The organism is Pseudomonas sp. 3A(2025) (assembly GCF_054589175.1).
The window spans coordinates 1-11,504 of the sequence record NZ_BAAILM010000031.1; the positions used below are offsets into that span (position 1 = coordinate 1).

Consider the following 11,504-nt stretch of genomic DNA (forward strand, 5'->3'; position numbering starts at 1 on the left):
CGTTTCTATCCAAGAGTTTTGCCACCAGCCTGTCGCCCTGGGTGGTCAGTGTCGAGGCACTGGCGCCCTTTCGCCGGCCGCAGCCGGCGCGGCCGGCGGGTGATCCGCCACCGTTGAATTATCTGCTCGACCCTGCCGACCAGCAGGGCGGTGCGCTGGACATCGAGCTGGAAGTGCTGCTGCTCACCGAACGCATGCGCCGCCAAGGCCTGCCGCCCCAGCGCCTGTCATCGAGCAACAGCCTGCACATGTACTGGACCGTGGCGCAGATGATTACCCACCACAGCGTCAACGGCTGCAAGCTGCAAGCCGGCGACCTGCTGGGCACCGGCACCTTGTCCGGCCCAGAGGCAGGGCAGTTCGGTAGCTTGCTGGAAATGACCGAAGGCGGCACGCAGGTCGTGGTGCTGGCCGATGGCGAGGAACGACGATTTTTGCAGGACGGCGACGAAGTTATTTTGCGTGCCCGGTGCCGGGGCGAAGGGCAGGTGTCGATCGGTTTTGGCGAATGCCGGGGCAGGGTGGTGGGGTAAATAGAGGGCCGAGTTACGCAGCCGGCACCGCATACCAGCCCAAAAACATATCCAGCGCCGACTCCACCACCTCATGGCGTTTCTGCTCATCGAGCAGTGCAGCGTTCAAGGTCAGTTGTGGCCAGAAGGCAAAAGTCTTGAGCAGCGCGTGGATCTGGCTGGCGGCGAAGTCGGCGTCTACCGGCTTCAGGCGTCCGTCCTGCTGGGCGGCGCGAATCCAGGCAGCGAAGGTTTCTTCACGTTCATTGATGCGGTTCATCCAGTCCTGGGCGCGCTCCGGCGAATGAATGGTCGCACCCAGCACCACACGGGCCAGATCAAGGAAATTGCTGTCGTTCAGCGTGTCCATCTTGTCTTGCAGCAAGTCGCGCAACTGCTCGCGCAGGCTGCGCCCGGACTTGTAGGTGGCATCGGCGGGCGGCGCGGCGCGGCTCCACAGGCGCTGGAGCATTTCGGCGAACAGCTCTTCCTTGCTCGGAAAGTGGTTGTAGACCGTCCGTTTGGACACCTGCGCACGGGCGGCAATACGGTCCATGCTGGTGACTTCGAACCCCCGGTCGCGAAACTCGGCAATCGCCGCCACAACAATGGCTTCGCGTTTCTGGTCGGTCATGCGTAGGGGGGTGGTCATAGGGTCCGCTTCAAACATACGTTTAGAGAAAGTTACACTCGGCAGTTTACTTGTCTGCGACATTCCTGCAAGCTTAAAACTACACCGTGTAGTGTAATTGTTTTATGCATTCAGCACCCAGGAGCAGCACACCATGGCCAAGACCCACCGAAATCCGGACGTCCCGACCTTGCCCGTCTTGTCTCGCGAGCAGGGCCGTTACCGTAATCTTGCGCCGATGAAGCCCCTGAGTCTGCGACGTACCCTGGGTGTGTTCTGGGATCAACTGTTCAACAAACCGGCCGGCACCCGGCCTGCCGGGCGTATTCCGGTGCAGCCTTTGTCGCGCCAGCAACTGCTTGCCGCGCCCGACAACAGCGTCTGGCGCCTGGGCCATTCCACCGTGCTGCTCAAGCTGCGCAATAAATTCTGGCTGACCGACCCGGTGTTCGCCGAGCGCGCATCGCCTGTGCAATGGGCTGGTCCCGAGCGCTTTCATAATCCGCCGATCAGCCTGCAAGACCTGCCGCCGTTGGAGGCAGTGATTCTGTCGCACAACCACTACGACCATCTGGATCACATGACCATCCAGGCCCTGCACGCCAAAACCCGGCATTTTCTGGCGCCACTGGGCGTGGGTGACACGCTGGTGCAGTGGGGCGTGCCAGCGCACAAGGTGCAGCAGTTGAACTGGTGGCAGTCCACGCAAATCGCCGGCATCGAGTTTGTCGCTACCCCTTCGCAGCACTTTTCCGGGCGCAGCCTGTGGGACGGTAACCGCAGCCTGTGGTGTTCCTGGACGATCATCGACGGTTCGCAGCGGATCTTCTTCAGCGGTGACACTGGCTATTTCGACGGCTTCAAACAGATCGGCGAGCAGTATGGCCCGTTCGATCTGACCCTGATGGAAACCGGCGCCTACAACGTGCAATGGCCGATGGTGCACATGCAGCCCGAAGAAACCCTGCAGGCGCACAAGGACTTGCGTGGTCGCTGGCTGCTGCCCATCCACAACGGCACCTTCGATCTGGCGATGCATGAATGGCACGAGCCGTTTGATCGCATTCTCGCCCTGGGCTGGGAAAACAACGTCAACATCACCACGCCGCGCATGGGTCAGGCCTTCTACGTGCAGTACCCCAGCCACGGCGACAGCTGGTGGCTGGAGGTCGACGAAGCACCAGAGCCCAAAGCGCAGCCCGCCAGCAAAATCCGCAAACTGTGGTGCAGCGGCAATTGTGAAGGGCGGCGGCAAAATGCCTGATCCTGATTTTTCGATAGCCCGCGCTATTTTCTGATTTGCCGGTGGGCGCGGGGTCTTGCCTAATGGTTTCCTGACTAACACAAGGAAACCGCCGTGCCAGACGCCTCACCTGCTTCATCGTCGATGACCCGCCTGCAGAGTATTGCACTGCTGGCCTGTGTGGTCTTTGTGGCGCTGAACCTGCGACCGTCGATGGCGGCGGTGGGGCCGTTGCTGTCGGCGATCCGTCTGGAACTGCCGCTGGGCTTCGGCCTCGCCTCGCTGCTGACCATGCTGCCGGTCATGGCCATGGGCCTGGCGATGTTCTTTGGTCTGCGCCTGGCCGGTGTGCTGGGCGTGTACCGCAGCATCAGCCTGTCGCTGTGGGTGATCGGCCTGGCCACTTTGGCGCGGCTGTTTGCCGATTCCACTGCCTGGCTGATCGTCAGTGCGGTGCTGGCCGGTCTGGGCATCGCCATGGTTCAGGCGCTGATGCCGACCCTGATCAAGGCGCGCTTCAAAAACAATGTCTCGTTGTGCATGGGCCTGTACGTCACGGCAATCATGGGCGGTGCAGCGTTGTCGGCGTCATTGGCGCCCTCGGTACTGAGCCTGACCGGCAGTTGGCGTGCTGGCCTGGCCATCTGGGCCGTACTGGCGGTGCTCGGCCTGCTTTCATGGACCTTGCAGCGTCCCCGGCTGCAGGCCGACGGCCCCTCGACTGCACCGCGCAGGGCGTCGTTTGCACGCCTGCCGCGTGCCTGGACGCTGGGCATCTTCTTTGGCCTGGGCACCGCCGCCTACACCTGCGTACTGGCGTGGCTGGCGCCATATTACGTAGAGCAGGGCTGGAGCGAACAACATGCTGGCCTGCTGCTGGGCTACCTGACCCTGATGGAAGTGGTGTCGGGGTTGGTCACACCGGCACTGGCCAATCGCAGCCGCGACAAGCGCGGGGTGCTGGCGGTGTTGCTGGGCCTGATGCTCTGCGGTTTTGCCGGGCTGATCCTGCTGCCGCAACAGGCCAGCCTGTTGTGGGCCAGCTTGTTGGGGCTGGGCATCGGCGGATTGTTTCCGATGAGCCTGATCGTGTCGATGGACCACGTGGAAGATCCGCAATGCGCCGGCGCCCTGACCGCGTTCGTGCAGGGCATCGGTTATCTGATCGCCAGCCTGTCGCCGCTGCTGGCCGGGGTGCTGCGCGATCAACTGGGCAGCTTCAGCGCCGCGTGGTGGTCGTTGCTGGCACTGGTGGCAATCATGTTGCTGATCGTGGTGCGTTTTGATCCCAGGTTGTATGCGCGGCATTTGCAGGTTCAACCCCCCGCCGCGGTGGTGCATGCAGCCTGAAAGGCTTTGATGGTATTGTGCTATCGACGGATCCGATCAGAGCCGGCGAGACCACTCCATGCTCAACAGCAATGCACTTCGCAAACTGGACATGCAAGACCTGATGGTATTCGTGTCGGTCTATGAGCAGCGCAACCTGACGCTGGTGTCCGAGGCGCTGCATGTCAGCCAGTCGACCGTCAGCTATTGCCTGAAAAAGCTGCGTGCCCAGTTCGATGACGACCTGTTCATCAGCACCCGCAACGGCATGCACCCGACCCGCAAGGCCGTCGCCATGCTCGGTCATGTGCAGCAGATCCTGCACAAGGTCAACCTGTGCCACGACGGCCTGATGACCTTCGACCCCAGGCAGCAAGCCACCACCTTTACCCTTTGTGCGCCCGAATATTTCGAGTTGCTGGTGCTGCCGCATCTGATGCGCGGCTTCGGTGAGGCGGGGCTGGCGGTGAGCGTCAACGTGCACAAGCTCGACCGCGACCTGCCGGCCGATGCCTTGCAGGACGGCCGTTACGACCTGGCCTTGTGTTTCGGTCCGGGCTTTCATCGTTTGCCGGCGGGGTTGTGCAGCCAGGTGCTGCTCGAAGACGATCTGGTCTGTGTGATGGACCGCCAGAGCCTGCCTGTCGATGCCCGGCTCGACCTGAGCACCTATGCGGCCAGGCGGCATATCTTTCCGACGCCATGGACCTCGGACAACAACATGATCGACGGCTGGTTGCGCACACAGGGCCTGACCCGGGAAATCGCCGTGCGCAGCAACAGCTACCGCGCCGCCTTGCAGTTACTTGAAGGCAGCGACTGCCTGCTGGCGCTGCCCAGACGCATCGAAGCGCTGCTGGGCAACGAGCCGTGGCTGGGCTTCTGCGAGCTGCCCCCGCAATTGCCGGGCTTTACCCTGGACATGATCTGGAGCGAGCAGGCCGAGCGCACAGAAGCCAACGGCTGGTTGCGCGAGCAAGTGGTGAAAGTCTGTGCGGCGCGAGGGTTGTTATAACGCCTGACGGAGCGTTACAACGGTGCTTTTTCACCCTCGCCATCCAGTTCGTTTTCACCTTCAGGCTGAGCCGGAGGACGTGGTTGCTCGCCTTTCTCGTTCAAACGTTTGTGCTTCTCGCCTACGTTGCCGGCGTTCTCCGGCTTATGGTCGAGGTCTTCACGCTCTGCTGGCTCGTTGTCTGAATCAGGTTGCTGGGTCATGGTCATTCTCCATAAGGGCAATCACCTGACGTTAGGCCGCGTGCAGCAAGCAAGATTCATTCGGTCTGTCATTCAGTCCCTGCCTGGGCCGGCGCCCCAAACAACGCGGTCCAGTAAATCCCGGCATTGCTTTTCGGGTCGGCGGCATAGGCGGCGCCCACTTCGCTGTAGCCGGGGTTCATCAGGGCAGCGCAATGGCCGGGGCTGGCCAGCCAGCCGTCGACCACCTTGCGCGCGTTGTCCTGGCCTGCGGCGATGTTTTCGCCGATCTGCTGGGCAAAGTAGCCGGCCAGTTCGGCGCGGTCGCCCGGCGTGTCGCCGTTGCGGCCCTTGTGATCGAAAAAGTTATTGTTGGCCATCGAGCGGCTATGGCCTTCGGCAGCGGCGGCCAGGCTGGCGTTCCAGCTCAGCGGGGCGGCGGCGTTGAACGACTGCCCGCCGCACTGGCGCGGCTGGCTGCGGGCGGTATTGAGAAAACTCAGCAGCGCCTGACCTTCGGTTTGTGAGGTGCCAAGGCGCGAGGTCAGCAGCGGGCGGGCCAGTACGATGCGCCAGTCGCGGCCTTCACGGCTGATGCCGATGTCGACGAATTGCGGGTCGAGCACCACCTGGCAAAAGCTTTCCTGAATCGCCTGCATGGCGGCATCGGCATCGCGTGGCCCGGACAGGGTAATGGCCTGCACCGTGACCATCGGGTAAGACGCTTGGGTCATGGCCTGGCGCAGGTCGCTGGTGTTGCTGACCGGCATGATCAGGCGCGGGTCGCCGGCCAGTGGCGGCAGTTCGGCCGAGGCCTGGCCTGCGCAGGGTTGCACCTGGCTGCGGTAACTGTTGATCGCTTCCTGCAGGCGCACTGATTCACCGGCAAAAGTCTGACCGGCAGGGACTTCATCGGCCGCGGCGCTGAACGACAGACTCAATGACAACACCGCAAGCGGCACAAGGGTAGATATCAGGCGCATCGGGAACTCCCTTACAACAGAGGGCACATGATGCGCGATTTCACCGTTCTCGGCGACCCGTCTGGCTTCGCGCTATCATCGTGTTCCTCTGACAACGGATGACGGCATGCAACTCCCCGATCTGAATCTTTTGATTGCGCTGGACGCCTTACTGGACGAAGGCAGCGTGGTGGGCGCCGCGCGGCGCATGCACCTGAGCCCGGCGGCGATGAGCCGGACCCTGACCCGCATTCGTGAAGCGCTGGGCGATCCGGTGCTGGTTCGCGCAGGTCGTGGCCTGGTGCCGACACCGCGGGCGCTGGCGGTGCAGGCCCAGGTGCGCGAACTGATCGAGCAGGCCGCGCAGCTGTTTCAGGCCCGCGACGAAGTCGACATGAGCACCCTGGAACGCTGCTTCAATGTGCGCTCCAACGATGTGTTTTTCGGCACCTTTGGCGCCCGGCTGATGGATGCGATGCGCGCCGGCGCACCGGGTTGCACCTTGCGCTTTGTGCCTGAGGGGGTGGGCGATGACGATGCGCTGCGCGAGGGGCGTATCGACCTGTACATCGCTTCGCGGCGCAATTTCGGCCCGGAGATCAAGATGCAGAGCCTGTTCAGCACGCGCTTCTGCTGCCTGGCCCGCGAAGGCCATCCGATTTTCGAGGCGCCGATCACGCCGCAGCGCTTCGCCGCCTACGATCACGTGAGCGTTTCACGCCGGGGCCGCGCCCAAGGGCCGATCGACCCCGCGTTGGCGGCACTGGGTTTACAGCGCCGGATAGCACTGATCACCCCGCACTTTCACTCGGCAATCTTTGGCGTGGCCGGCTCCGACCTGCTGTTGCCGCTGCCGGAACCGGTGGTCTGGGGCATGCAGAACCTGGGCCTGCGCATGCGCGCCTTTGACGTGCCGCTGGACCTGGAAGAGGTGACGGTGATTCAGGCCTGGCACCCGCGCTTCGACAAGGACCCGGCCCACCGCTGGCTGCGCCAGACCCTCAAGAACATCTGTTCTGAACTGCCGGCCGGGCGGGAACCGCGTAACGGCTTTCCCGGCTAAAGCGGCTCCTACAGATTCGGTGCCAGACGAAATATTGGCGAAATACGGGGTAATGCCCATGAGGCCGTGTTGTCCTGCGAGCCTCAGAGGCGATTATTCTCGCGCATGATGCTTGCGATGATCGGTACCGGGGTCATCAGGTGGCTGCGCATCATCGCGCTGGCGCCGGTGGTGTCGCGGGCCAGAATCAGCGCCACCAGTGCGCTGTGTTCTTCGCGCTTTTGCTGCAAGGCCTGCTCGGAAAACACCGTGTGGGTCAGCCACAGGTGCCGGTAGCGCTCGGCCTGGTCGAACAGGTAAGTACGCGCCTGCAGCAGGTGCCGCGAGCCGCAGCCGGCGGCGATGGCGGTATGGAACGCCTTGTGCCGCTGGTCCCACAGGTTCAGGCGCTGTTCGCGGGTATTGACCTCGACCACCTTGGCCAGGGTGTGCGAACTGGCCACTACCGATGCCTCCCAGGCATCGTCGCCGCGCTCGATGGCCAGGCCGACGATCATCGCCTCCAGGTGCGCGCGGGCATCGTAGATGTCCTGCATCTCCTGCACTGACATCGGCGCCACGCGATAGCCTTTCTGGTTGATGGCGATCACCAGTTTCTCGGCCACCAGTTGCGACAACGCCTCGCGCAACGGGCCGACGCCCAGGTCGTAACGCTCCTTGAGCGTGCTCATCAACAGCTTCTCGTCAGGCTTGAACACCCCGCGAATGATGTCCTGCTTGAGACCGTCATAGCCGCTGACTGCCGAGCTGACCGACGTATTGCGCAGTGACGAGAGTGTTTCCAAGGGATCTGTTCCTTCCATCGTTTTGCCGATGATACCCAAACGTCGTTTGCCCTGGAAAATCGACGTTGAAATATTTTGTGCTCAAAATACAAAAATGTAGACATTTTATATTTGTGACGATATTTTTCACCTGCCCGGCCTTTCAGCGCCTTGCCAAACTCCCAGTCAGGAAATCGCCATGAATGCTTTTGCCAAGATCGAAGACCTTGTGATGCCGATGCCAGCCGAACCCCAAGGCTTCAGCGTCCAGCCGTCGCGGCAGTCGCCACGTTTGCTGGAATTGACCTTTAGCCCGCAAACCGTGCAGGCCTTTGTCGCGGCAGTGGCGCAATGGCCGGTCCAGGCGCTGGAATACAAATCCTTTTTGCGCTTTCGGGTCGGGCAGATACTCGATGAGCTGTGCCAGGGCACGCTGCGCCCGGTGCTGCTTAACACCATCCTCAATCGCGCCAGCGGCGGCATGCTGATCACTCCGTTGGGGCTGGACGATGTCAGCCAGGCTGACGACATGGTCAAGTTCACCACCGCCTGCGCGCACCTGATCGGGCGCTCCAACTTCGATGCCATGAGCGGCCAGTTTTATGCGCGCTTCGTGGTTGCCAACACTGACAATTCCGACAGCTATCTGCGCCAGCCACACCGGGTCATGGAGCTGCATAACGACGGCACTTTCGTTAATCAGCTCACCGACTATGTGCTGATGCTCAAGATCGACGAGCGCAATATGGACGGCGGCAATTCCCTGCTGCTGCACCTGGATGACTGGGAACAGCTCGACACCTTTTTTCGCCACCCGATGGCCCGTCAACCGATGCGCTGGACCGCGCCGCCGAGCAAGAAAGTCAGCGAGGATGTGTTCCATTCGGTGTTCGACACCGACGCCGAAGGCCGGCCGACCATGCGCTACATCGACCAGTTCGTGCAGCCGGAAAACTTCGAGCAGGGCATCTGGCTGTCGGCGCTGTCGGACTCGCTGGAAAGCTGCGCGCACACGCTGTCGGTTCCGGTGCCGGTGGGCAGTTTCGTGCTGATCAACAACCTGTTCTGGCTGCACGGCCGTGACCGCTTCACGCCGCATGCCGGCCTGCGCCGCGAGTTGATGCGTCAGCGTGGTTATGTCAGTTTCCAGAAGCCTTTGTACCAGCGCGGCCAGTGAGGTAACGATTGTGTACGACTTCATCATCATCGGCGCCGGCATCGTCGGCATGTCGACAGCCATGCAACTGATGCAGCTTTACCCGGATGCCAGGGTGGTCTTGCTGGAAAAGGAGTCCGGCCCGGCCCGGCACCAGACCGGGCATAACAGTGGCGTGATCCATGCCGGGGTGTATTACACCCCCGGCAGCCTCAAGGCGCGCTTTTGTCTTGAGGGCAACCAGGCCACCAAGGCGTTCTGCACCCGGCACGGCATCCACTTCGACGAGTGCGGCAAGCTGCTGGTGGCCACCAACGAACTGGAAATGCAGCGCATGAAGGTGCTGTGGGAGCGCACCGAGGCCAACGGCCTGGAGCGTTACTGGCTGTCGGCCGGTGAACTGCGTGAGCGTGAGCCCAACATCGTCGGGCAGGGCGGGATCTTCGTGCCGTCCAGTGGCATCGTCAATTACGCCGAAGTCACCGCCGCCATGGCCAGGGAATTTCAGGCTGCCGGTGGCGAGATTCGTTATGGCGCCGAGGTCATCGGCCTGGATGAACGCGCCGATGAAGTGGTGGTGCGCACGCCGCGCGACGAGCTGCACAGCCGTTACCTGATCACCTGTTCGGGGCTGATGGCCGACCGCGTGGTGCGCATGCTTGGCGTCGAGCCCGGCTTCATCATCTGCCCGTTTCGCGGCGAGTATTACCGCTTGCCGAGCCAGCACAACCAGATCGTCAATCACCTGATCTACCCGATCCCGGACCCGTCGATGCCGTTTCTGGGCGTGCACCTGACGCGCATGATCGACGGCAGCGTGACCGTAGGCCCCAATGCGGTGCTGGCGTTCAAGCGCGAGGGCTATCGCAAGTCGGATATCAGCGCAGCGGACCTTTTCGAGACCTTCACCTCGCCGGGCATTCTCAAAGTGCTGGCCAACAACCTGGGCTCGGGGCTGGCAGAAATGAAAGACTCGATGTTCAAGGGCGGCTACCTCAAGCGCGTGCAGAAGTATTGCCCAAGCCTGACCAAGGCCGACTTGACCCCGTATCCGGCCGGCGTGCGCGCCCAGGCTGTATCGCGCGAGGGCAAGCTGATCGACGACTTCCTGTTCGTCAACACCGCGCGCAGCCTCAACGTCTGCAACGCGCCGTCACCGGCCGCGACCTCGGCGATTCCAATTGGCGCGTACATTGTCGACAAGGTCCGCGAGCAGGTTTCGACAACACGCCTCACGCCCGCCACGGCTTGAGCCACAGGCCTAGCCCGACCAGCAGCGCTGCGCCGTATGCTGTGCTCAGCGCCAGTTGCAGCGGTACCGATTGCAGCGGGTGCAACAGCAGCGCCGCCAGCAGCATGGCGATCACCGCCAGCAGGCCATGACTGCGCCACGGCGCCACGTGCAGCAGGGCCTGGCGGCGCAGCAACAGCGCGCCGGTGACCAGTGCACCGCCCAGCGCGGCGAGGGCAATGCCGTCGATGCCCAGCAGCCAAGGCAACAGCGCCAGCAGCACGGCATTGCACAGGCTGCCGAGCAGTTCGCAGTTCAGTGGCAGGCGGGTATCGCCGTCGGCGTAGGCGTAGCGCGCCAGCAGGGCGTTCCAGGCATTGAACAGCAAGGGTGTGGCAAACCAGGCCAGCAATGTGGGTAGAGGACTGTCATGGGTTTGTTGCGGCAACAGCAGCACCACCAGCGCGCCAGCCGCGCCGATCAGCCCGGCCACCGCCGGCAGGGTCAGCAGGGTGGCGCTGGCCAGCCCGCGGCGCAGCAGGCCCAGACGTTGCTGGCCGGCGCTGCCGCTCATCAGGCCGAGCAGCACCTGATTGAGGCTCATCAGCGCAATCAGCGGCAGGTTGATCAGCTTGCGCGCCAGATTGATCCAGGTCACCGCGCCTTCGCCCAGCAGCGAGGCGACCATGCGCTCCAGCAACGCCAGGCCCTGGCTGGCCAGATTGCTGCCCAGCAGCGGGCCAATGCGTTGCAGCAGTTCACGCAGCGCGCCGGCCTCGGCATCGCGGCGCCACGGTCGCCAGCCGAGGCGGTACAGGCTGGGCAGCAACACCGCCGGCATCAGCAGGCTGCCCAACAGGCAGGCAGCGGCCAGCCCGGTGGGCGTGGCGGCATGGTTCTGGATCGCCAGATACAGCACCGGCGGCAGGTTGAACAGCAGCGAACCAAGTCCGGCCAGGACAAAACGCGCCTTGGCCTGCAACGGCACGCACAGCAACGCATGCAAGACAAAGCCCGGTGCGCACCAGGCCAGCCAATGCAGGCTACTGGCGGCTTGCGCATACCCATCGGCGTCCAGCCCCGGGCCGATCAGGCGTACCCACAGGCTGGCGCCCACGCTTAGCAGCAGGCTGAACAGCAGCGCACCGAGTACCAGGCTCGGGGTCAGGCTGGCCAGCCAGCGGCCTTGTTGCAGCGTGTCGCGTTGCTGAAACAGCGGCAGCGCGGCGGCGCTGAGCAGGCCGCCGGCCAGTGACATGCGCAGCGCTTCGGGTAAAAACATCGACACCAGAAACGCATCGCTTTGGCTGCCTGCGCCCCAGGCCGCGACCAGCAGCCATTCACGGGCAAAGCCGGCCGCCAGACCGGTGAGGGTGGCGATGGTCAACCACAGCGTCGAGCCGAGCATGCGGGTGT

At 63.1% G+C, this 11,504-nt stretch carries 12 protein-coding genes; 7 read left to right on the forward strand and 5 right to left on the reverse strand.

Annotation, left to right across the window (positions count from 1 at the left end; translation table 11 throughout):
• The coding region (locus ACYP2A_RS11235; protein WP_459745069.1) for a fumarylacetoacetate hydrolase family protein at nt 1–533 on the forward strand (533 nt) is incomplete at its 5' end.
• A gap of 13 nt (nt 534–546) precedes the next feature.
• On the opposite strand, the gene ACYP2A_RS11240 is transcribed toward ACYP2A_RS11235, so the two are convergent.
• Nucleotides 547–1,164: a TetR/AcrR family transcriptional regulator gene (locus ACYP2A_RS11240; RefSeq protein WP_459745070.1), complete on the reverse strand. Its 618-nt coding sequence runs from the start codon at nt 1,162–1,164 to the stop codon at nt 547–549.
• Nucleotides 1,165–1,297: 133 nt separating this feature from the next.
• On the opposite strand from ACYP2A_RS11240, the gene ACYP2A_RS11245 reads away from it, so the two are divergent.
• The 3 genes from ACYP2A_RS11245 to ACYP2A_RS11255 all read left to right on the forward strand — a co-directional run bounded on the left by ACYP2A_RS11245 (nt 1,298) and on the right by ACYP2A_RS11255 (nt 4,730).
• The gene (locus tag ACYP2A_RS11245; RefSeq protein ID WP_459745071.1) at nt 1,298–2,407 is read left to right on the forward strand and encodes an MBL fold metallo-hydrolase; all 1,110 of its coding nucleotides are present in this window, start codon (nt 1,298–1,300) and stop codon (nt 2,405–2,407) included.
• A 123-nt stretch (nt 2,408–2,530) separates the two neighbouring features.
• Nucleotides 2,531–3,736, forward strand: coding sequence for a cyanate transporter (locus ACYP2A_RS11250; protein ID WP_459745249.1), 1,206 nt, complete (start codon nt 2,531–2,533; stop codon nt 3,734–3,736).
• 58 nt (nt 3,737–3,794) lie between these two features.
• On the forward strand, nt 3,795–4,730 hold the full coding sequence (locus ACYP2A_RS11255; protein ID WP_459745072.1) for a LysR family transcriptional regulator: 936 nt from the start codon (nt 3,795–3,797) through the stop codon (nt 4,728–4,730).
• Nucleotides 4,731–4,744: 14 nt separating this feature from the next.
• Here the strand turns inward: ACYP2A_RS11255 and ACYP2A_RS11260 are convergent, their stop codons facing one another.
• Nucleotides 4,745–4,933, reverse strand: coding sequence for a hypothetical protein (locus tag ACYP2A_RS11260; RefSeq protein WP_459745073.1), 189 nt, complete (start codon nt 4,931–4,933; stop codon nt 4,745–4,747).
• A gap of 68 nt (nt 4,934–5,001) precedes the next feature.
• On the reverse strand, nt 5,002–5,895 hold the full coding sequence (locus ACYP2A_RS11265; protein WP_459745074.1) for a CAP domain-containing protein: 894 nt from the start codon (nt 5,893–5,895) through the stop codon (nt 5,002–5,004).
• 106 nt (nt 5,896–6,001) lie between these two features.
• Here ACYP2A_RS11265 and ACYP2A_RS11270 point away from each other — a divergent pair, with 106 nt between their 5' ends.
• Nucleotides 6,002–6,937 (forward strand): LysR family transcriptional regulator, encoded by a 936-nt coding sequence (locus ACYP2A_RS11270; protein WP_459745075.1) that lies wholly within the window; start codon nt 6,002–6,004, stop codon nt 6,935–6,937.
• A gap of 83 nt (nt 6,938–7,020) precedes the next feature.
• Here the strand turns inward: ACYP2A_RS11270 and csiR are convergent, their stop codons facing one another.
• A complete protein-coding gene (gene csiR, locus ACYP2A_RS11275; protein WP_459745250.1) occupies nt 7,021–7,635 on the reverse strand; it encodes a DNA-binding transcriptional regulator CsiR in 615 nt (204 codons plus the stop codon).
• Between the two features lie 265 nt (nt 7,636–7,900).
• Between csiR and glaH the strand changes: the two genes are divergently transcribed.
• A complete protein-coding gene (gene glaH, locus ACYP2A_RS11280; protein WP_459745076.1) occupies nt 7,901–8,878 on the forward strand; it encodes a glutarate dioxygenase GlaH in 978 nt (325 codons plus the stop codon).
• A gap of 10 nt (nt 8,879–8,888) precedes the next feature.
• Nucleotides 8,889–10,109: an L-2-hydroxyglutarate oxidase gene (gene lhgO / locus ACYP2A_RS11285; protein WP_459745077.1), complete on the forward strand. Its 1,221-nt coding sequence runs from the start codon at nt 8,889–8,891 to the stop codon at nt 10,107–10,109.
• On the opposite strand, the gene ACYP2A_RS11290 is transcribed toward lhgO, so the two are convergent.
• Nucleotides 10,090–11,496: a lipid II flippase MurJ gene (locus tag ACYP2A_RS11290; RefSeq protein WP_459745078.1), complete on the reverse strand. Its 1,407-nt coding sequence runs from the start codon at nt 11,494–11,496 to the stop codon at nt 10,090–10,092. The genes lhgO and ACYP2A_RS11290 overlap by 20 nt on opposite strands.
• Nucleotides 11,497–11,504: the final 8 nt, after the last annotated feature.